19 protein-coding genes and 1 pseudogene are annotated in these 20235 nt (G+C 58.4%); 18 read left to right on the forward strand and 2 right to left on the reverse strand.

What is annotated here, in order from left to right; genetic code table 11:
• Positions 1–5: 5 nt before the first annotated feature.
• Positions 6–734, forward strand: a complete 729-nt coding sequence (locus VJ464_04385; GenBank protein HKQ04346.1) for a hypothetical protein — start codon at positions 6–8, stop codon at positions 732–734.
• Positions 731–1066, forward strand: coding sequence for a hypothetical protein (locus VJ464_04390; GenBank protein ID HKQ04347.1), 336 nt, complete (start codon positions 731–733; stop codon positions 1064–1066). The genes VJ464_04385 and VJ464_04390 overlap by 4 nt, the downstream gene beginning before the upstream one ends.
• 38 nt (positions 1067–1104) lie before the next feature.
• Here the strand turns inward: VJ464_04390 and VJ464_04395 are convergent, their stop codons facing one another.
• Positions 1105–2436 (reverse strand): sigma-54 dependent transcriptional regulator, encoded by a 1332-nt coding sequence (locus VJ464_04395; GenBank protein ID HKQ04348.1) that lies wholly within the window; start codon positions 2434–2436, stop codon positions 1105–1107.
• Positions 2437–2582: 146 nt separating this feature from the next.
• Here VJ464_04395 and VJ464_04400 point away from each other — a divergent pair, with 146 nt between their 5' ends.
• Complete coding sequence (locus VJ464_04400) at positions 2583–2978, forward strand: hypothetical protein (protein ID HKQ04349.1); 396 nt, start codon at positions 2583–2585, stop codon at positions 2976–2978.
• Positions 2979–3337: 359 nt separating this feature from the next.
• On the opposite strand, the gene VJ464_04405 is transcribed toward VJ464_04400, so the two are convergent.
• Positions 3338–4252, reverse strand: coding sequence for a pirin family protein (locus tag VJ464_04405; protein ID HKQ04350.1), 915 nt, complete (start codon positions 4250–4252; stop codon positions 3338–3340).
• A gap of 338 nt (positions 4253–4590) precedes the next feature.
• On the opposite strand from VJ464_04405, the gene VJ464_04410 reads away from it, so the two are divergent.
• The 15 genes and pseudogenes from VJ464_04410 to VJ464_04480 all read left to right on the forward strand — a co-directional run bounded on the left by VJ464_04410 (position 4591) and on the right by VJ464_04480 (position 20228).
• Positions 4591–5052: a hypothetical protein gene (locus VJ464_04410; protein ID HKQ04351.1), complete on the forward strand. Its 462-nt coding sequence runs from the start codon at positions 4591–4593 to the stop codon at positions 5050–5052.
• A 6-nt stretch (positions 5053–5058) separates the two neighbouring features.
• On the forward strand, positions 5059–5577 hold the full coding sequence (locus VJ464_04415; protein HKQ04352.1) for a hypothetical protein: 519 nt from the start codon (positions 5059–5061) through the stop codon (positions 5575–5577).
• Between the two features lie 137 nt (positions 5578–5714).
• Positions 5715–6239 carry a cytochrome P460 family protein gene (locus VJ464_04420; protein ID HKQ04353.1) on the forward strand — a complete coding sequence of 175 codons (525 nt, stop codon included), beginning with the start codon at positions 5715–5717 and terminating at the stop codon, positions 6237–6239.
• 623 nt (positions 6240–6862) lie between these two features.
• Positions 6863–7795: a glycoside hydrolase family 16 protein gene (locus tag VJ464_04425; GenBank protein HKQ04354.1), complete on the forward strand. Its 933-nt coding sequence runs from the start codon at positions 6863–6865 to the stop codon at positions 7793–7795.
• Between the two features lie 100 nt (positions 7796–7895).
• Entirely contained in the window at positions 7896–10865 is a 2970-nt protein-coding gene (locus tag VJ464_04430) for a two-component regulator propeller domain-containing protein (protein ID HKQ04355.1), read from the forward strand.
• A gap of 170 nt (positions 10866–11035) precedes the next feature.
• On the forward strand, positions 11036–12310 hold the full coding sequence (locus VJ464_04435; protein ID HKQ04356.1) for a histidine kinase: 1275 nt from the start codon (positions 11036–11038) through the stop codon (positions 12308–12310).
• A complete protein-coding gene (locus VJ464_04440; protein ID HKQ04357.1) occupies positions 12311–12940 on the forward strand; it encodes a response regulator transcription factor in 630 nt (209 codons plus the stop codon).
• 142 nt (positions 12941–13082) lie between these two features.
• Complete coding sequence (locus tag VJ464_04445) at positions 13083–13508, forward strand: DoxX family protein (GenBank protein HKQ04358.1); 426 nt, start codon at positions 13083–13085, stop codon at positions 13506–13508.
• A 161-nt stretch (positions 13509–13669) separates the two neighbouring features.
• On the forward strand, positions 13670–14674 hold the full coding sequence (locus tag VJ464_04450; GenBank protein ID HKQ04359.1) for an alpha/beta hydrolase: 1005 nt from the start codon (positions 13670–13672) through the stop codon (positions 14672–14674).
• 100 nt (positions 14675–14774) lie between these two features.
• A complete protein-coding gene (locus tag VJ464_04455; protein HKQ04360.1) occupies positions 14775–16454 on the forward strand; it encodes an FAD-dependent oxidoreductase in 1680 nt (559 codons plus the stop codon).
• Between the two features lie 13 nt (positions 16455–16467).
• Complete coding sequence (locus VJ464_04460; GenBank protein ID HKQ04361.1) at positions 16468–16737, forward strand: UBP-type zinc finger domain-containing protein; 270 nt, start codon at positions 16468–16470, stop codon at positions 16735–16737.
• Between the two features lie 299 nt (positions 16738–17036).
• A complete protein-coding gene (locus VJ464_04465) occupies positions 17037–17603 on the forward strand; it encodes a cytochrome P460 family protein (GenBank protein HKQ04362.1) in 567 nt (188 codons plus the stop codon).
• Positions 17604–17665: 62 nt separating this feature from the next.
• Entirely contained in the window at positions 17666–18355 is a 690-nt protein-coding gene (locus VJ464_04470) for a VOC family protein (GenBank protein ID HKQ04363.1), read from the forward strand.
• A gap of 139 nt (positions 18356–18494) precedes the next feature.
• Positions 18495–18653 (forward strand): annotated as a pseudogene (locus tag VJ464_04475) (SDR family NAD(P)-dependent oxidoreductase).
• Positions 18654–19223: 570 nt separating this feature from the next.
• Entirely contained in the window at positions 19224–20228 is a 1005-nt protein-coding gene (locus VJ464_04480) for an alcohol dehydrogenase (protein HKQ04364.1), read from the forward strand.
• Positions 20229–20235: the final 7 nt, after the last annotated feature.

Consider the following 20235-nt stretch of genomic DNA (forward strand, 5'->3'; position numbering starts at 1 on the left):
GCGAAATGATAGACATGTTAGAGATAGATACACTGATTGGAGGGTCGCTTTATTTTCAGCAACCACTTTCATCCAAGGATGGTCTCCGCCTGATTAAGCTCGCAATCGAAGGGCTAGGCCCGTACATGGGTGTGCCATTTAAGGCATACCTTGACCACCAGTCTGACATACTTACCAAACAGGACGCAGCCGCATTTGAAGCGAGCGGACAGGCAATTATCTTCAACCATGAGCCACTGGCTCGCGAAATGAATAGATCGACCTTCTTCCTGACCCACTCTTACCTTGGCACGCATCCGGACGTGAAACAGATTCGCGTATACCCGTCTGTGATTGCCAGTGGGCCGGAACTAGATCGGGTTTGGGATTTCATGACAGATGTGATGCCACGATTCGTCGAAGCTACTCAACCCGGTCTCGCCATGGCTACAGGCTCGCCCGAAGAGGATGATTATACTGAATACCTTCCGAACGCTGCGGAGATACATCCGGGAGAACTGCCGCCTTTTTTTACCCCCTGGAACTACATAGGCCCCGATTGCCTGACGCAAGAGCGGCGGCGCTTTCTCGACCGGCTCCCCGCAACGCGGTCTGAGCCGTTCGGCGAGGGGTGGCTACTACAGGTGGTCAGGAGCCTTTCGCAATGGCCGAGCCCTGAGTTTCTAGAAAGATTGCGTTCGGCTCCCAACCCACAACCGGTCGGCTACCGCCAGCCCAGAATAGATGAGCAATGACGTTGGCGAATTTCAGTCTTTGGACAGACACCGCCCGCACGCGGTTCTTCCTTATCCCTGACGACAAGCAATTTCCACTCGGTGACTTCGTGCTGCGCACGCTCACGGGCCGGGAGATGGAGGTTGACCCAACCGCTCTGGCTGAGTACGAAATAAGCGAGCAGGAAGCAAAGGGATGGCTCAAGGGCGAATTCGGCAAGATGCTTGACGGCGCGCGGGCAGTAGCAGATCGGTTCATCGAGAAACTGAGACAGGGGCCGCCAGGGCCGGCCGAAGATAAGAAAACAGAAGATAAGAAAATGACAGACACGAAAGAATCAGGCGACTCGTGACCTGGCAGCCTGCCATCAGCGTGCGCGACTTCGAGTCGTTAGGGCAGGTCGGTGCTGCGCAGAATCTTGTAACGATTCATCTTTCTATAAAGAGTCATCCTTGACCAGTGGAGCTTGTCGGCAGCGCGCGTCTTGTTCCAGTTCGTTGCGACAAGCGCCTGGATCATAAGCTCTCGCTCGTTGGGGTTGGCAGAGGTTATCTCTGATATGTGTTTCTTGACCTGCTCCGGAAGATCGACGATATCTATTATCCTGCCCTGAAGATTGACGAAGATTGCTTCGACCACGTTCTTAAGCTCCCGGACATTCCCCGGCCAGCTATGCGACATAAGTAAATTCATGGCTTCGCCGGTAAATCCTTCAACGTGCATGCTAAACGATTGGTTCATTGCCTTGACGTAATAGGTAAGCAGCTTTGGGATGTCTTCGGTGCGATCTTTCAGCGATGGCAGTTGCATGCGAATCACATTCAGGCGGTAGTAGAGGTCCTGGCGGAAGCGTTTCTGCTCGACCGCTGCATCGAGATCCTGATTAGTGGCCGCAAGGATTCGCACACTCAAAGGCAAGGGCTTGTTGCTTCCCAATCTGTAAATCTCCTTGCCGTCTAAGGCGCGCAGCAGCTTGGCCTGGACTGAGGAACTGATGTCTCCGATCTCGTCGAAAAAGATCGTCCCCGTATTGGCGAGCGCCAGCTTGCCTTGGTAAGCGTATTGCGCTCCGGTAAAAGCTCCCTTCTCATGCCCGAAGAGCTCGCTTTCGAGCAACGAATCGGGAATGGCTGCACTGTTCAAGCAGACAAAAGGCTTGTTGGAGCGGGGGCTGTTTGCGTGAATCAACTCGGCTACGAGCTCTTTGCCCGTGCCCGTTTCGCCCGTAATCAAGACATTGCTTGTCCACTTGCGCAATTTGTTAATGAGAGCCCGCAAGTCACAAACCGCCGGGCTATTACCGATCAGCCGCTCGCCCCATCGTAATGCGCAACTCTGCTCAATTTTGGCGATGGGTTCTCTATCGCCGGAAAGTAACTCCGCGAGGATCGTTATGATCTGTTGATCGGAAAGTGGAGGTTTAAGATAACGATTTACTCCGGCGTTCAGGGCCTCAATCGCCATCTCCTCGGAACTCTCGGCCACGGCCAATACGATAGGGACTTCCATTTTCAACGCACGGACCTGGCGGACGAATTCGAGCGCTGGCTTGGCCTTGCCCGGCGGCACGCTGATAATAGCCACGTCGGGTATCAAGGAAGAGAGGAGCTTCAACGCGTCGGCGCAATCCGAGGAATGCAATACCTGAAAGCCTTGCCGTGAAATCAGGCTTGCTATGACCGGGCGTGCAGATTCAATGACCATGATTTTGGAATCAGTCATGACAGGCTTCTCCTCTCCATGGCCGAAGACCTCCGCCGCAGAGGCGAGTTGGACTTACCCGAATGCTTGATTGACGGCGCCTTCATGGTCGCCAAAAAAGGGGCGGCAAAGTCGGAAAGACCAGGCGGGGCAAGGGGACTACGCGAGTGGCAGACTCTGCCGGTCTCGCTGTCGCCGCCTACACTCAATCTGCTAGCCCGTATGGGGTCACCCTTGTGACCAAAACTCTCGTTGAACGCTTTATCGCTGAGCAGCCTGAAGGATGGATCGGCGATAAAGCCTGCGACTCTGACCCGCTGGATGCGGAGCTTGAGGCGCTCGACATTGAAATGATCGCGCCGCACAAGAGCAACCGCCAGAAGGCGAAGACGCAAGACGGGCGGAGGTTGCGGCGCTACGGGCGGCGCGGGAAAGCCGAGCGGCTGTTTGCGTGGTTGCAAAACCACCGGCGGGGATTGGGGCGTTATGCGTATCATGATGCGAACCACTTGGGCTTCGCCCATCTCGGCTGCGTCCTGATCTTACTCAGGGCTTATTTTTGAGATAGCTTGAAACTACGGTGAAGCGTTTCATGAGTTGAGGAGCTGAAACATTACCGTGGCGGCCATTGTGTTTGTTTAGCTTCGGCCGCCTGTAGCGAAGCATACGATATAACTATTTCCCCTGGAATATACACCGATTGGCTTTGTTTAACAATCCCGCAGCTGCCATAAAGCACCGGGCCTTAAAGGGGTATCGCGACGAAACGGCTCATAGATGACGACACCATCAGCGATCTGTTTGAGCAAATCAAGAAATGGGGAGCTCATAGCAGCGCCATTGTAACCTGTTGCTAGAATCGTATAGAAGCGGAGCGCCGGTATTGCTTCGACGAGCCACCCTTAGGTAGCGAATTGGATTTCTATTTATCTCGCTTTTCTTTCAGGAAGGTTCCCTCCTGCAATTCGGTGAATGCCTGGCGCAGTTGTTCCTGTGTGTTCATTACAATCGGGCCGTACCAGGCGACCGGCTCTTCAAGCGGCTTTCCAGAAACCAGCAGGAAGCGGATTCCGTCATCGCCAGCTTGCACCGCAACTTCGTCGCCGCGATCAAAGAGGATCAGCGAGCGGTTGTCCGCCTCTACGGGAGGAGAAGTGTCCAGCCACTTGATTGCCTCGGTCGGCACAGCGAGCGGCTCCGAAGCATTGCAGAATTTTCCGCTGCCGGCAAAAACATAAGCGAAGGCGTGGCGCGCGGTCTCAACGGGAAGCGTTTTTCGCCGGCCCGCAGAGACCGACACGTCAAGGTAAATCGGATCAGCGGCGACGCCATTGACAGGGCCGGTTTTCCCCCAGAAGCTGCCGCAGATGACGCGCACGTGTGTGCCATCGTCATCTGTGACCTCTGGAATGTCTGCGGCCTTCACTTCTTGATAACGCGGGGCAGTCATCTTCAGAGCGGACGGCAGATTGCCCCATAACTGAAACCCATGCATCCGCCCCGCCGGATCGCCCTTTGGCATCTCCTGATGAATGATCCCGCTGCCGGCGGTCATCCACTGCACATCACCGGCACCGATGACTCCATTGTTGCCCATGCTATCGCCATGCTCGACGGTTCCCGCCAACACATAGGTGATGGTCTCGATGCCGCGATGCGGGTGCCACGGAAATCCTGCCAGATAGTCCTCTGGGACATCGTTGCGGAAATCATCAAGCAAGAGGAAGGGGTCAAAGTCCTTGGTATTGCCAAAACCGAATGCCCGACGCAGATGCACACCGGCACCTTCGAGCGTCGGTTTCGACTTGCTCAATCGCTTAACAGGTCGGATTGACATCTGAACTCCTCCGCAGAATATCTCTGCTAATTAAGGTAGAATCCTGCCGCGTCCTGGGTGGAGGGCCGACGAGGATGTTGTGTGTGATAGAAATGCTTTGTTGCATGCTTATTCTTCGATGCGCCGCAGCCGCCAACATGATTCTTACCATCCTATGGACGACGAAGCAAAAGAGGTAGGGTAACGCCGCGGCATCAGCGAAGCGCAATACCACTATAGGGGGATGCTCCCATACTCTTTAAAGTGGTAGCGAAAAACCATTCGTTTTGGTGATGTACTGCTCGCCCCGGGCGCTCATAATCAGAAACGATGTGACACCACCCAAGTAAGGAGAACACATGTCAACGATTCACCTCCACCAGACAACCACCTTGACGCCCGAGCAGTACGTCGCCGGGCTCACAGACTTCGGGCCTGGCCGCGCGAAGCTCTTTGGCAACAGCGCTGACGAGTACCTCAAGGTGCATGATCAGGGCCGCACGCAGGCCGACGTGACGGAAGGCTCAGGCGGCATCTGGGAACGCCTGCATTACGACTGGTCCGATCCTAACCGCGTCGTCCTCACAACGACCGACTCCAACTTGTGGGGAGGCGCGTCGGGCCACACTTACACCTTCACGCGTCGGCCCGACGGCATGACCGACATTGACGTGGTCGTCGTACGCGACGGCAAGAATCTCAAGGGGCGGCTGCTCGGCTTCGTGGTCGGGACCATCGGCAAGGGCGTTTTGGAAAAGGCGTTTAAGAACTCCGTCAAAGCCCTCGAAGCCCGGAACAGCGAGAGGAAAATGCATGCCTAAACGGGCATGGAAGCCACTGACCAAGAAACGTGGGAGCTCTACCTCGCAGGTATTCCGCCCGGCAAGGAAGCGCTCCTTTGGGTAACCGGCACTGTCACTCTCATAGGAGAAATCACGATGCATCCTTTACGCAAACTACGGGAAGCTGGTAAAGCCACGCCCGCCCAGGTGAGCGCGCTGCTTGCCGAAAACATCGTATTCAAAAGCCCGATCCTGGTACGGCCGATTGAGGGGCGTGAAGTCATCGCGGCGATTTTCGCTCAGTCGAGCTCTACGCGTGGTTCCGGTACCTATACAGCCGAGTTTAAGCTCGACGAGCGCACCACCTTCTTGCGCTGGCAGGGGACCATGGATGGCCACAAGATCGAGAGCTTGGAGGTCATCGTGGACAACGAGCAGGGGCTGATCGTGGAGCGCACTATTGCTCTTCGTCCGTATCCGGCGGTGAAACTGTTCCGCGACGCCATGTATGCATCGCTCAAGGATAAGCTGCCGCCCGATGTTTGGGACTACCCAACGCCGTAGTGTGACCACGACGGGTCTTTTCAGATCGTTTCCTCACCATAGGAAGCATTAGCGGGGGGCAAAGTTGACACAATGCCTGTTCGTGGTTGCTGGATCACGCACGGATTCAATCAACGATACCTGAAGGAGTAATCAGTATGAGACGAAAAACTTTCTTGCTTATTGTAGTTGCAATCGTGGTCGGCGTTGTCGCTTACAAGGCCCCCGCGTCTGGACAAACTGATGGGGAGGCCGCACCAGTCTTCGTAACTGAAATCCCCGCCGGATACCGCGACTGGAGGTTCATCTCTGTCGCACACGAGGAAGGCAACCTCAACAGTTTCGCTTCCGTTTTGGGCAACGACATCGCGATCAAGGCCTACCGCAAAGGCAAGCTTCCATTCCCAGACGGCGCCATTATTGCAGCCCTACACTACCGCTTCGTCCCGTCTGCGGAAAACAATAAAGCTTTTGGGCGTGATCAATCGTTCGTCGCCGGGGCGCCGACGAACGTGCAGTTTATGATCAAGAACTCGAAGAAGTATGCCGCTACTGGAGGTTGGGGGTTCGGTCACTTCAACAGCGACGGCAAACCAGTTGACGACGCATTTATGAAGACTTGCTTTCCTTGTCACCAGAAGATGAAAGAGAGCGATCTGGTCTTCACCCGTTACGCGCCTTGATACGCGGAACGACCGAAGAAAAGAATGAGGCGATGGCCGCGCACAAACCGCCAATCAAGGATTCAATTGCTTTCCGGTGCATCAAGCATATGAATGCCCCTAATAGGATGACTATAAAAACGAGCAGCGTCAGAAAGAATCTAACCTTGTGCCGCCCCGGTCGCTTTGCACCTTGATCGTACCAACCCGGCGAGATGAAATGATAAGTCATCCACAGCAGCGGCGCGTACCCGGTATAAGAGTGAGCCCTGAACGTCTGGACGCCATGAGAAATCCTCGGCTATAGTGCCTTCATCGCGCTACACTACAAGCTGAGGTCTCAAGTGGCGCTGGCACAGCACACACCGAAAGCCTTCCGCAGTTTTCAAGCCCGCCAGTCTGGCGACCTGGACTCGGCTGAGTGCTGGCGCTTGCTGAGGCCAAATGCAAGCCTCGCGACGAGCCCCTCAACGCACCCCCGTGTGACTGCAATCATCAATTCAATTTCCGCACTGGGCAAGCTCAGATGGCCAAGCGTCCTGCTGCTAGGCTGCTGCTTGCTGCTCAACGGTTGCCGCCCGCAATCGGGCAGCGTCACTCCCTCCATCGAGCTCACCAGGATTCCTCCGGCAGAAGCGGGCCGCATGGACAAGCTCGACATTATTCAAGGGCGGGTGACCGGCGCCCGTCCCGGGCAGCAGATCGTCTTATATGCCAAGGCGGGGGCATGGTGGTTACAACCCCTGTCGAACATCCCCTTCACAAAGATTCAGGCAGACTCAAGCTGGATCAACTCAACTCACCTTGGGTCGGCTTATGCGGCGCTGCTAGTCGAGCCAGGGTATCAGCCCCGCACCACGATGAGTGCGCTGCCAGAGCCGGGCGGTGATGTGGCGGCTGTAGTCATGGCGGAAGGCGCAACATCCGGGCCAAGCACCTCTCCTCCGCTTTCCTTCAGCGGCTATGAGTGGCGTGTACGCAGTGCGCCAAGCAGCCGCGGCGATACCATGAATCTCTACGACCCGGCCAATGCTTGGACTGACGCCGACGGGGCGCTGCATCTCCGCGTCGCGAAGCAGAGTGGCAAATGGACGTGCGCGGAGGTGACCCTCACGCGTAGTCTTGGCTACGGCACTTATTCTTTCGTCGTGCGTGATACATCACAATTTGAGCCGGCGGTCGTTTTAGGCATGTACACCTGGGACTACGCCGGCGACGATCAGAACAACCGTGAGATGGATATAGAGATCAGCCGCTGGGGCGATCCGACCAGCAAGAATGCGCAATATAATATCCAGCCTTTTTTTGTGCCGGCTAACGTAGCTCGCTTTACAACGCCCAGCGGAATGCTCACTCATTCATTCCGCTGGGAGCCGGGAAGAGTAGCTTTCAGAACCGTTCGCGGGGCGATAAACGATCCTCGCTCTGATGTCGTCGGCGAACATGTCTTTACGTCGGGCGTTCCTTCTCCCGGTGTGGCATCGGTACGAATGGCGCTTTATGTCTACGGCAAGACCGATAACCCGGTGCAGAATGGCGCCGAGGTGGTCATCGAGAAATTTGAATACCTTCCGTGACTGGAACATAGAAGCTCGCTGGCCATTCAGGTGGCTGGTGGCGGGGCTGATCATGGTCTCTTTTGCGGCTAGCACGCGGGCCTTAGATCCTAATCGGGCGATGTCCGACTACGTGCGTGACCGATGGGTCAACGAACAGGGATTTCCGGGCGGGCCTGTCTACGCCATTACGCAAACCGCCGATGGGTATCTCTGGGTCGGCACGGAGAGGGGGCTGGTTCGCTTCGACGGATTAAGCTTCCGCCTGTTCGATCATACGAACTCTGCCGCGCTTCCGGCTGGTCCCATTCTCGACCTGATGGCAGACGTTGACGGAAGCCTCTGGATACGACCGCAGAGCCGGAATATGCTGCGTTACCAAGACGGAGTCTTTCAAGATGTCATGGCTGACCTCGACCCGGCGCGCCCAGGGGTCACGGCAATGTGTAGAGGCCCGCGTGGCGAAGCGCTGTTTGCGGTGCGCGGCTCGGGCATCTTCAGGGATGACGGTGGAAGATTTGTAAAGCTGGCCAGCACGGCTGAACATTCTAACTGGCTGGTCATCTCCCTGGCGGAGATGGCCGATGGCAAAGTCTGGGTAGGAACCAGAGATGCCGGCCTCTTTTCTATGAGCGATGGCCAGCTTGTCGCCTTGACGAATGGGGTGCCTGACAAAAAGATCAATTGTCTTCTGGCGGCTGGGGGTCGTGAATTGTGGGTCGCCACTGACAGTGGCATCGTGCGACAGAGCGGCGACGCGCCGGCGATGGTTCGCGGCACGGGCTCGCTCGATCAAACGCAGGCCCTTGCAATGCTCAGCGACCGCCAGTCGAACATCTGGATCGGCACCAGCAACGGACTGTTGCGGGTCAACGCCAGCGGGGCGGCTTCACTGGAAGCAAACGACCGCCGTTCGACCGGGGCTGTGAACACGATTTTTGAAGACCGCGAAGGCAATCTCTGGGTCGGAACGACGCAAGGTCTTGAGCGCCTGCGTGACACAGCTTTTATGACCTATGCGGTTTCGAGCGACTCTGCGTCACAGGGGAATGGTGCCATTTACGTTGACGGCGATGGCCGCACCTGGTTTGCCCCTTCGAGCGGCGGGCTCTTTTGGCAGCAGGGCGGACAGACGGGACAGGTGAAGAACGCCGGACTTGACCGAGACGAAATCTATTCGCTCGCGGGCAGTGCAGGCGAGTTGTGGGTAGGCCGTCGGCGAGGCGGGCTGACCCGGCTCAGGTACAACGGGAGTTCCTTCACGGCTGAGACCTATACGCGGGCCGGCGGACTCGCTCAAGACAGCGTCTACGCCGTTCATCAGAGTCGCGACGGCAGCGTCTGGGCGGGAACCGTCAGCAGCGGCCTCAGCCGGCTGAAGGACGGCAAATTCATCACCTATACAACCGCACAAGGTCTGCCCTCGAACTCTATAACCTCGATCCTGGAAAGCTCCGACGGGAGCATGTGGTTCGGGACGGCGAACGGATTGTGTTGGTTATCACATGATCGCTGGGCAGTCTATACGGACCTGGATGGCCTGCCACCTGGAAACATCAACTGTCTGATGGAAGATTCCAGCGGCATGATCTGGATCGGCACCGACAACGGGATTGCGATTCTCAGTGACGGCGACATTCAAGTTCCTCGTGAAGTGCCCGAAGCCTTACATGCAACGATATTGGGATTAGCCGAGGATCAGAATGGGCGGCTCTGGATCGCGACGACTAATCATGTATTGCGAGTTGACCGCGACCGGATACTGAGCGGCGTGATCGTCGAAACCGACATACGAGAGTTCGGTCTTGCCGACGGGTTACGCAGTGTCGGAGGAGTAAGGCGCCACCGGTCGGTCATCAGGGACGCGCTCGGACGCATCTGGCTGTCTACCGGAAGCGGGCTTTCGGTCGTTGATCCGCGGCAGGTGGCAGACCGTTCAACCCCCGCTCTGGTCCGCATCGAAGGGGTGACGGCGGATGGCAGCGCCGTTGATCTTCATGGCGCGCTACATATTTCAAGCGCCCGCCAAAGGATCATCTTCAGCTATGCGGGCCTGAGCCTCACGGTGCCTGATCGCGTCAGGTACAAGTTTAAGCTGGATAGCTTCGATCAAAACTGGAGCGAGCCGGTCGCCAGCCGCGAGGCCGTCTACACGAACCTCGACCCCGGCCCCTATCGCTTTCGGGTCATGGCAAGCAACAGCGACGGACTCTGGAATAGTGCGGAATCAATCATCCAAATCGAGATTGATCCGGTATTCTGGCAGACCTGGTGGTTTCGCCTCTCAGTCTTGATGTCTATCGCGCTGGCCGTACTCGTCTTTTACCGCTTGCGCCTGCATCATCTAGCCAAACAGTTGAACCTGCGGTTTGAAGAGCGGCTCGCCGAGCGCACGCGCGTTGCTCAAGACTTGCACGACACCTTGCTGCAAGGGTTCTTGAGCGCGTCGATGCAGCTCCACGTCGCCGCCGATCATTTGCCCGAAGGGTCGGCGGCAAAGCCGCTAGTCAATCGCGTGCTCGACCTGATGCGGCAAGTGATCGAGGAGGGGCGGACGGCGCTGAAAGGTCTGCGTTCGTCTGATCGCGGCATTCACGATCTCGCCCAGTCATTCTCCGACATTCAGCAGGAACTCGCCCTCGAAGCGCGAATAGATTATCGCGTCAGCGTCGAAGGGCGTCCCAGGCCCTTACACCCTGTCATCCGCGATGAAGTCTACCGCATCGGTCGCGAAGCCGTGGTCAATGCGTTTCGTCACTCCCGTGCCGACACCATCGAAGTTGTGCTCGAATACGCGTCGAAACAGTTAAGAATGCACATCCGCGATAACGGCTGTGGGATTGATCCGCAGGTGCTCAACACAGGGCGCGAAGGGCACTGGGGACTTTCAGGCATGCGCGAGCGGGCCGAAGAGATTGGTGCGAGGCTGAGACTCTTTAGCGCCGCCGACGCCGGTACGGAAGTCGAACTCCTCATCCCCGGCCATATCGCCTTTGAAACTTTGCCCTCTGACCGCCGCCGGTGGGTCGCCAGATTGATTGCGCTAAAAACAAGGCCGGAAAAGGCAAAAGCCAAACGGCAAGGAAAGTAGAGCCGTGCGGTAAGCCTGATCCACTACCACTTTCGTGTTATTAAAAAATTACTGACTGTAGGGATTCGCTTTTCAGTTGGAACCCATACTCTACGAGAGGACTGCTGTACCGCTGGAAACAATCTTGTGAGGCTGACAACGACAGCCTGGCTCCTCCGAAAAAAAGAACCTTGAGTTCAGAACTGGAAACATCTACGACAAGCCGTCTCGCCTGGACGGGACTTCTCCTACTGGCCGTTTGCGGCATGTTAGCCGGCGGCTGTCGCACTCGGCAAACGAACGTCGGGCCGTTCATCGAATTCACCCGCGTCCCTCTCGCTGAAGAGGGCGGCCCGGACAAACTCGACGTGATCGAAGGGCGCGTCATCGGCGCGCATTCCGAATTGCAGATCGTCCTGTATGCTCGTAGCGGCGCGTGGTACGTACAGCCCTTCGCGAATCAGACCTCCACGCAGATTCAGCCCGATTCCAGATGGCGGAGCGCGACGCACCTCGGAACCGAGTATGCCGCCTTGCTCGTCGAGCCTGGCTATCAACCGCCAACGGTCACGGACGCGCTACCCGGTGAAGGCAACGGAGTAGTTGCTGCGGCAATGGTGAAAGGCGTACCGGTCTTCTGGCAGCGGTGGTGGTTCCTGTTGTTGTGTGCGCTGGCTGCCATGTCTGCCCTGCTGGCGCTTTACAGCTATCGGCTACACCAGTCGGCTCGGCGACTGAACCTGCGCGTTGAAGAACGCCTCGCCGAGCGCACACGCGTCGCCCAGGAACTCCACGACACGCTGTTGCAGGGCGTAATCAGCGCTTCGATGCAACTGCATGTCGCGGTTGATGGCTTGCCCGAAGATTTGCCGGCGCGCGCTTCGCTCACCCATGTCCTGCATGTCCTGGGGCAGGTCCTTGAAGGAGGCAGGGAGGCGCTGCAACGTCTGCGCTCGTCTGACAGCGCTGACTCACTTGATATCGAACAGGTATTCTCCTGCATCCGGCAGGAGTTCGTCGCCCGTGAGCAGATCGATTTTCGCGTCACCGTCGAGGGCCGCCCACGGCCCGTGCACCCGATCATTCGCGATGAAATCTACCGCCTCGGTCGTGAAGCCGTAGCTCATGCGCTGCGCCGCGCGCACGCCGAGCACGTCGAAGTCGCGGTAGAATATAAAGCCAGACACCTGCGCATTGTCATCCGCGACGACGGTCGCGGGACAGATGCGCAAGCGCCAGGCTCAGAGAACGACGAGCGACGAGGTTTGCGCAAGCAAGCCGAAGCCTTTGGCGCGCGGCTCAGAGTGCGAGGCCGGCCCGGCGCCGGAACCCTGGTTGAACTGACGGTTCCAGGCTATGTTGCTTTCCCAGGCCAGCCCGCAAATCGTTCGTTGAGCTGGCTGGCCGGCTTGTATCCGCTAAACGCCAGACCGGGATTATCGAAACCCGGTAAGGGAGGAGAGTAAATGAGTGACCCGGCAAGCATCCGCGTCTTTAGCGTTGACGACCACCCCCTGCTGCGCGAGGGGATTGCCGCCATCATCAACAATCAACCGGATATGCAGATGATCGCTCAGGCGGCCACCGGCGGCGAAGCCATTCAACTGTTCCGACAGCATCAGCCCGACGTGACGCTCCTGGATTTGCGACTCCCCGATATGAGCGGCATTGATGTCTTGATCGCCCTGCGGTCGGAATTCCCCCAGGCGCGCGTCGTCATGCTGACTACATTCGAAGGCGACGTAGACATACGGCGTTCGCTTGAGGCCGGCGCGCGCGGTTATATGCTCAAGAATATGCCGCCGAAAGATCTGGTCGAAGCCATCCGCCAGGTACACGCAGGCAAGAAGCGCATCCCGGCGGAGGTGGCGGCCCACCTGACCGAGTTTTTCGGCGACGATGATTTGACCGGGCGCGAGATAGATGTCCTGCGGCAGGTCGCCAGCGGCAACCGCAATCGCGAGATCGGCGAACATCTCTTCATCTCTGAAGAGACGGTCAAGGTGCACATCAAGCACATCATGGAAAAGCTGGGCGCGAGCGACCGCACCCAGGCGGTGGCCATCGCCGTACGCCGCGGCATCATCCAGTTGTGAGTGGCCTGCCTGACACAAGGCGCGATCACGGAAGTGGTATAAAAAAATTCCTGCCTTTAGGGATTCGCTTTCCGTATGGGATGATTAATCTAAAGTAGAGGAGCGCCGCAAGTACACCGATGACGGTCAAGGAGGCCCGGACTTGCAAAGGCTATTTTTCTCTACATTCGCCGGCGGAAAACCCGGCATCGGCTTGCTGCTGTTGCGAGCCGGTGTCGGTTCGGCCGCCATCACGCAAGGCGGAGTCTATCTGGCCGACCGCAGCAACCTATCGCTTTGGACGTGGGCCATCGGGTTGTTGGCTATCGTCTGCGGCACCTCTCTTCTCATCGGCTTTCTGACGAAAGCGGCCTGCGTGTTGACGGCACTCGCGAGCATCGCCGTCGCGCTGCCGTGGCTGCCGGCCCCGCCGCTGAGTCTATTCAATAGCAAACCGTCGCTCATCTTCGTGAATATCATGGCTGTCGCGATTATTCTGCTCGGGCCGGGAGCGTTTTCGCTCGATGCCCGTCTGTTCGGACGCCGCGAGATTATCATCCCGCACAATAACCGCTCGCCCAAATGCTGATTGTCGTGCCGCCTGAATCGCGGCTACCACAATCGGGGTATCTCCATGCCCCACCGACAGTGGTAGCAAAAAACCATTCCTTCTCGTGATGTGATCTTCGCTCTGATCCGCCATAGTGTGGGGTAGGGGCCACAGAGACTACGAACAACGAAGGAGGACTTATGAGTGGTACAACAACGTCGCAGGCCGAAAGGCCGTTGGATGTCGCTGCCGACCCACGGCTTTCGCGGGGCACGAAGGCATTCTTAGAAGTCTTGAATTCTGCGGGCGGCCCGCCGCTTGAGGCTTTGCCGCCGCTCGTCGCGCGCGAGGTGCTGGTCAATGCACAGGCATCGGTCTCGGTTGACCTGTCAGGCATCGAGGAGTCCGAAAAGACGATCAACGCCGATGGCTACACGATCAAGCTCAACATCGTGCGCCCGGCCGGTGTTAAAGGGCAATTGCCGGTCTTTGTCTTCATACATGGCGGCGGCTGGGTGTTGGGTGATTACCCGACGCACAAGCGCATGGTTCGTGACCTCGTCGTGCTTTCGGGGATGGCCGCTGTTTTCGTCAACTATACGCGCACGCCCGACGCGAAGTATCCGCAGGCGATCAACGAAATCTACGCCGCCACCCGCTGGGTGGCCGAGCACGGCGGCGAGATTGATGTCGACGGCAAGAACCTGGCCGTCGTTGGCAACAGCGTCGGCGGCAATATGACGGCGGCGACCGCGCTGAAGGCGAAAGAGAATGGCGGCCCGCAAATCAAGCTTCACATCATGATGTGGCCGGTGACAGACGCGAACTTCGAGAGAGAGTCATTCAAACAGTTCGGCGAGAAGCGTTTCCTCACGACGCCGTTGATGAAGTGGATGTGGGACCTCTACACGACTGACCCAAACCAGCGAAAGGAAATCTTCGCATCGCCCTTACAGGCCACAGCGGAGCAGTTGCGAGGCTTGCCGCCGGCGTTGATTCAGGTCGCCGAAAGCGACATCTTGCGTGACGAGGGCGAAGCCTACGGGCGCAAGCTGGACGAGGCCGGCGTCGAGGTGACGACGGTGCGCTACAACGGCATGATTCATGACTTCGGGCTGCTGAATGGTTTGGCAGAAGAACCCGCCGTTCGTTCCCTGTTCAAACATGCGGCGGCGGAGTTGAAGAAATACCTGCGACCGGAGTGAGGATGGTCGGCTGCCGCGCGCAGGTGAGGGCCGCGTTGCGAATCCCTCGGTCAGGCGCGGCGGCTTGCCTTCGGCAAGCGAAGGGGCTACACCTAGTCCTATGAGCGACAGACCGCTACTTAATTCATCGGCGCAGGCGTCACGCTTCGACGAGATGGTGCCGAAGCTGACAGAGGCTCAGATGGCGCGCCTCGCTGCGCACGGCCACGTGCGGCGGGTCGAGCGTGGCGAGGTGCTGGTCGAAGCCGGCGAACGCACGGCGCAATTCTTTGTCGTCGTCGCCGGTCAGATCCAAATCGTCAGACCGACGAGCACGAGCGAAGACCTCATCGTCGTCTACGGACCCGGTATGTTCACAGGCGAAGTGAATCTGCTTTCAGGCCGCCGCGGCTTCGCCCAAATCCGCGTCAGCGAGTCGGGCGAAGTCATCGAAGTGGAGCGTGATCGGTTGCTCGCGCTCGTGCAAACCGACAGCGAGCTGAGCGACATCCTGCTGCGCGCATTCATCCTCCGCCGCGTCGAGTTGATTGCGCATGGATTCGGCGACGCGGTCCTAATCGGGTCGAACCATTGCGCGGGAACGATTCGCATTAAAGAATTCCTGACGCGCAACGGCCATCCCTACGCGTTCATCGACCTTGATCACGACTCAGGCGTGCAGGACTTGCTTGATCATTTCCGGGTCGGCGTCGAAGACGTGCCCGTGTTGATCTGTCGCGGCGAGATTGTGCTTCGTGATCCGAACAATCAGCAGATCGCCGACTGTCTCGGCTTCAACGAAGCCATAGACCAGACGCACGTCCGCGACCTGTTGATCGTTGGCGCAGGCCCCGCGGGATTGGCGGCGGCAGTCTACGGTGCGTCGGAAGGACTGAACGTGCTGGTGCTGGAAGCCAACGCGCCGGGCGGGCAGGCCGGTTCGAGTTCTAAGATCGAAAACTACCTCGGCTTTCCCACAGGCGTTTCAGGACAAGAACTCGCGGCGCGCGCCTACACGCAAGCGCAGAAGTTCGGCGCCGAGCTGCTGATTGCAAAAGGGGCCAGCCGTATCGCATGCGAGCGCAAGCCTTACGCCGTCGAAATCGTCAGCGGGCCGCGCGTGCCGGCGCGCACGATCATCATCGCTACGGGCGCAGAGTACCGCCGGCTGCCGCTCGATAATCTCTCGCAGTTTGAGGGTGCGGGGGTCTACTACGGCGCGACCTTCGTCGAGTCGCAGTTGTGCCGCGGTGAAGAAATCATTGTCGTGGGCGGCGGCAACTCGGCGGGACAGGCGGCGGTGTTTCTCGCGCAGTCGGCCAGGCGCGTGCACTTGCTCGTGCGCTCAGACGGGCTGGCGGAGACGATGTCGCGCTACCTGATTCGCCGCATCGAAGAGAACCCGGCCATTGTCCTTCGACCAAACACCGAAATCGTTGCCCTTGAAGGAAGCGGCCATCTTGAGCGCGTGCGCTGGCGGAACAATCAGACCGGCGAGAGCGAGACTCGCGCGATCAACCATGTTTTTAGTATGGCCGGCGCAGTTCCAAACACGCACTGGCTCGCGGGCTGCGTCGCGCTTGACCGGAAAGGCTTCATCAAGACGGGGCCGGATTTAACGCCGGAGGATTTGGCGGCGGCGCATTGGCCGCTCACGCGGGCGCCGCGCCTGCTCGAAACCAGTCTGCCCGGTGTGTTCGCCGTCGGCGATGTGCGCGGCGGCAGTCTCAAGCGCGTGGCGTCGGCGGTCGGCGAAGGCTCAATTGCCGTCGCCTTCGTACATCAAGCGCTGCATGAATAACAAGGAGACGAGCATGGCTGATGTTACTTGTCCTCATCTCGACGAGATCACGACAGTCAAACACGCGAAGCGCCGCGAGTGCGAAGAGTGCGTGAAGATCGGCGCGCGCTGGGTTCATCTACGCACCTGCCAGGAGTGCGGCACGACGCTATGCTGCGACAACTCGCCGAACCGCCACGCCACCAAACATGCGCAAGCAAGCGGGCATCCGGTGATCGCCTCGGCAGAGCCCGGCGAGCGATGGCTGTACTGCTATCCGCATGACGCCTTCGCGGAATACTGAGCCGACTAATCCCGACGCCACCGACCATTTCAGGCGCAGGCGGATTGACTCACTCAGCGTTGCCCTCTTGGCTCTAGCTTCTGTCTGGTGCGGTTCGGCGACGCTTTTCTGCAACACGACCCGACCATCTTCGGGCCGAACTCCATCCCGATCCCATCTACCACAATCAAGGTATCTCGGTTGCCGCCAATAGTGGTAGCAAAAAACTATTCCTTCTCGTGATGTGTTCTCGCTCCAGATTGCTTATGGTGTTGATCAGCGCGACGGACGATTGGTTCGTCTTGGCAGGAGGAACGTTTATGAGACAGAAGATTTTCTTGCTGGTTGCAGTTGCAGCCCTGACCGCTGTGATCGCCTATATGGCACCCGCATCTGGACAAGCCGATGGAGAGGCCGCACCAATCTACGGGATTAAGCTCCCTGCGGGATATCGCGATTGGCGCATGATCTCCGTCGCCCACGTTGGGGAACCTCTGAACGATCTACGCGTCAAACTGGGCAACGATATAGCGATCAAGGCTTATCAAGAGGGAAAGCCATTTCCTGACGGCGCGATTATTGCCCGGCTCGCCTATCGAGCGGTCACGTCGGAGGAAAACAACCTAGTCTTTCGCGCGGCTGCCGAGCGACAAGGTCTCCCGCCTGAACAGGTGACGAAGCTCTTAGCCGGGTCGTTGGTGGCCGGCCCCGCGACCAACGTTCAGTTCATGGTCAAGGACTCAAAAAAATATGCCGCGACCGGCGGCTGGGGCTTCGCTCAATTCACCAATGATAAACCTGACGGCGCGGCGCTGCACAAGACCTGCTATGCCTGCCACGCGCCCGCCAAAGATCACGACTTTGTCTTCACTCGTTACGCGCCTTAATGAATCAGCTTGCACCTGATCGTTGAAGGGGCGTAGATCGACGACAAACCATAGGAGATACCATGAAACAAATCACTAACGGCGACTTGAAGCTAGAGGCGGTCGTCATCCCTGTTTCGGACGTTGACCGCGCAAAGGAGTTCTACGGAAACCTTGGTTGGCGACTCGACGCCGACTTCGCCTTCGATAACGGCCTCCGTGTCTTGCAGTTCACGCCGCCCAACTCGGCTTGCTCGATCCAATTCGGCAGCAACGTCACCTCGGCTGCGCCCGGCTCGGCCCAGGGCTTCTATCTGATCGTTTCTGACATCGAGTCTGCACGCAACGAACTCGCGAGCCACGGGGTCGATGTTAGCGAAGTATTTCACGCCGGGACGCCCGGCGCGCAGTTCCAGTCCGGCAGCAGCGGGCGCATCAGCGGGCCTGCGCCCGATCATGAGAGCTACCGCTCGTTCGCCACATTCAGTGACCCGGATGGAAATGGCTGGCTGCTCCAGGAGGTCACGACGCGGCTTCCGGGCCGCGAGTGGGAGGAGACGCGAGCCGAAGCTACGGATGTCGCAACCCTTGCAGAGCTTCTTCACGAGACAGAGGAGCACCACGGCCAATTCGAGAAGACGCATGCCGAGCACCGTTGGTCGGACTGGTACGCGCCCTACCTGAGCGCGCGCCAGCAGGGGAGCAGTCCGGAGCAGGCCGCCGCCGCAGCCGACCGCTACGCGGAGGAGGTCCTTCACATTCTTCCCCGATGAAGCCCTACGAGCGAAGGCATTCTCCAAGTCAGCCGACCGCTGGGGTAGTGACTGTCTTCTACAGTGACTGCCTGAGGAAACCATGACCACCACAAACACAATCTCTCCGCCCCTGCGCGAACCCTAACTTCAGGGGCAGATCGTCGTCGTGATCGGCGGCAGCTCCGGAATCGGACTTGAGACAGCCAGACGAGCACGCGCCGAGGGAGCCGACGTTGTCATCACCGGACGCAACCCGGAGCGCCTCCAGCAGGCGGCGCGAGAACTCGATGCGCGGAGCAGCGCCGCCTTTGACGCGGTTGAAGCCTGACGCTTCAAGGAGACAAAGCCCTTGCTGTTTAGTGTACGAGGTCGCAAGCTTTCCACTCGGGTTCCCGTTAAGATTGAAGTGGTCTTAGAGGTGTCCGACTATGAATGCCTGGAATCAAAATCGCCTGACCGCGAGACTCGGGATTGACTATCCCATCATTAGGAGTGATGGCAAAGACACAAATCGCAACAGCAACAACGAAGGGAGAAGGAACTGCCGCGTACCTTTATGTACGGCGGTATGGGAGACCAGATTTTGGCTTAGTAGCCCGGGCCAGGATGGTCCTCGCTTAGCTGCTGATCAAAGACCGGCACTGCATAAGCGAACCGTAGTACCACGAAATAGGGATGCCTCGCTACCCTTGAAAGTGGTAGTGAAAAACTATTCGATTTCGTGATGTATAACCTACTCCGAAGGTTCATAGTCTGTAGTCGCAAGAGCGATGAACCAGGCGATGGTTAGTAGGCAAAGGGCACGAAGGCGGCAGCGAGTGCCTTTCAACAATGGCTTCAAATTCATGGAGGACTTATGGCAACGACAAAAGCCGCAACAGCGCCAATGAAGGTGGCGCAGGTTCCTACGCCGGGAGCCGATTTCCAGATCGTCGAACGCGAGATTCCCACCCCCGACGCGGGACAGGTGCGCATCAAGGTGCAGGCATGCGGCGTCTGCCACAGCGATGTGCTCACGAAGGACGGCGGGTTGCCTGGCATTCAGTATCCCCGCGTGCCGGGACACGAAGTCGTGGGCATCATTGATGAAGTAGGTGCCGGCGTTTCCGAGTGGACAGTGGGACAGCGCGTCGGCGTCGGCTGGCATGGCGGCTACGACGGCACGTGCAGCGCGTGTCGGCGCGGAGATTTTATCAATTGCCGGAATATGAAAATTGCGGGCATCAGCTATGACGGCGGCTATCAGGAGTACATGATCGCTCCCGCTGAAGCTCTGGCGGCGATACCGGAAAGTCTGAGCGACACAGAAGCCGCGCCGCTGCTCTGCGCAGGGGTCACCACCTTCAACGCGCTGCGACACAGCGGCGCGTCGCCGGGCGATTTGGTGGCGGTACAGGGCATCGGTGGCTTGGGCCATCTCGGCATTCAATTCGCCAACAAATTCGGCTACAGGGTCGCGGCCATCGGGCGTGGGCCGGAAAACGCCGCGCTCGCAAAGCAACTCGGAGCGGCTGTGTATATAGACAGCCGGGCGGCGAACGCGGCAGAGGAGCTGCAAAAGCTGGGCGGCGCAAAGGTAATTCTGGCGACGGCGCCAAGCTCGAAAGCAATGTCTGAGGTGATTGACGGTCTTGGGCCGAACGGCAAGCTAATGGTCGTGGGCGCGGACTTCACACCGATTGAAGTCACGCCGCCACAGCTCATTTTTGGAAGTCGAACGATTCAGGGCTGGGCCTCGGGGACACCGATGGATTCTGAGGATACCCTCCGCTTCGCCGAACTGACCGGCGTTCGCCCGATGATTGAAACCTATCCGCTGGAAAGGGCGGCGGAGGCTTACGCGCGGATGCTGAGCGGTGACGCGCAGTTCCGCGTCGTGCTAACGATGTGAAGAAGGC

The sequence above is a fragment of the Blastocatellia bacterium genome (assembly GCA_035275065.1).
GTDB lineage: Bacteria > Acidobacteriota > Blastocatellia > UBA7656 > UBA7656 > DATENM01.

Excerpts from the sequence above, each read along its gene's own strand:
- VJ464_04410 (HKQ04351.1), top strand. The coding sequence starts at position 4,591 with ATGTCAACGATTCACCTCCACCAGACAACCACCTTGACGCCCGAGCAG.
- VJ464_04450 (HKQ04359.1), top strand. The coding sequence starts at position 13,670 with ATGAGTGGTACAACAACGTCGCAGGCCGAAAGGCCGTTGGATGTCGCT.
- VJ464_04405 (HKQ04350.1), bottom strand. The coding sequence starts at position 4,252 with ATGTCAATCCGACCTGTTAAGCGATTGAGCAAGTCGAAACCGACGCTC.
- VJ464_04420 (HKQ04353.1), top strand. The coding sequence starts at position 5,715 with ATGAGACGAAAAACTTTCTTGCTTATTGTAGTTGCAATCGTGGTCGGC.
- VJ464_04415 (HKQ04352.1), top strand. The coding sequence starts at position 5,059 with ATGGAAGCCACTGACCAAGAAACGTGGGAGCTCTACCTCGCAGGTATT.
- VJ464_04480 (HKQ04364.1), top strand. The coding sequence starts at position 19,224 with ATGAAGGTGGCGCAGGTTCCTACGCCGGGAGCCGATTTCCAGATCGTC.
- VJ464_04460 (HKQ04361.1), top strand. The coding sequence starts at position 16,468 with ATGGCTGATGTTACTTGTCCTCATCTCGACGAGATCACGACAGTCAAA.
- VJ464_04425 (HKQ04354.1), top strand. The coding sequence starts at position 6,863 with ATGGACAAGCTCGACATTATTCAAGGGCGGGTGACCGGCGCCCGTCCC.
- VJ464_04385 (HKQ04346.1), top strand. The coding sequence starts at position 6 with ATGATAGACATGTTAGAGATAGATACACTGATTGGAGGGTCGCTTTAT.
- VJ464_04455 (HKQ04360.1), top strand. The coding sequence starts at position 14,775 with ATGAGCGACAGACCGCTACTTAATTCATCGGCGCAGGCGTCACGCTTC.
- VJ464_04390 (HKQ04347.1), top strand. The coding sequence starts at position 731 with ATGACGTTGGCGAATTTCAGTCTTTGGACAGACACCGCCCGCACGCGG.
- VJ464_04440 (HKQ04357.1), top strand. The coding sequence starts at position 12,311 with ATGAGTGACCCGGCAAGCATCCGCGTCTTTAGCGTTGACGACCACCCC.
- VJ464_04395 (HKQ04348.1), bottom strand. The coding sequence starts at position 2,436 with ATGACTGATTCCAAAATCATGGTCATTGAATCTGCACGCCCGGTCATA.
- VJ464_04430 (HKQ04355.1), top strand. The coding sequence starts at position 7,896 with ATGTCCGACTACGTGCGTGACCGATGGGTCAACGAACAGGGATTTCCG.
- VJ464_04470 (HKQ04363.1), top strand. The coding sequence starts at position 17,666 with ATGAAACAAATCACTAACGGCGACTTGAAGCTAGAGGCGGTCGTCATC.
- VJ464_04465 (HKQ04362.1), top strand. The coding sequence starts at position 17,037 with ATGAGACAGAAGATTTTCTTGCTGGTTGCAGTTGCAGCCCTGACCGCT.